Source organism: Halorubrum tebenquichense DSM 14210 (genome assembly GCF_000337415.1).
In the GTDB taxonomy this organism is placed as follows: Archaea; Halobacteriota; Halobacteria; order Halobacteriales; family Haloferacaceae; genus Halorubrum; species Halorubrum tebenquichense.
In genome coordinates, this window is record NZ_AOJD01000001.1 from 1 (window position 1) to 218 (window position 218).

Annotated in this window: 1 rRNA gene; it reads right to left on the minus strand. The window is 56.0% G+C overall.

Annotated elements, in window-relative coordinates:
* Positions 1-205: ribosomal RNA gene (locus tag C472_RS00005) — 23S ribosomal RNA — on the minus strand; the annotation flags it as partial.
* Between the last annotated feature and the right edge of the window lie 13 nt (positions 206-218).

Here is a 218-nt window from a genome sequence, read left to right on the forward strand (position 1 = left end):
GCGTTTGCGTTCTTTTCCTGCCCTTACTGAGATGTTTCAATTCAGGGCGTTCCCTATTGCGCGTGGCAATTGTTGAACGGATTCCGATTAGGAAATCCCGTGTTCTTCCCCTCCATGCGGGTCCCACGGGCTTTTCGCAGCTTGGCACGTCCGTCGTCGGCTCTCGAGCCGAGCCATTCACCAGCTGGCACAGTAGCCAGTAGTGTGTCAGCCAACTC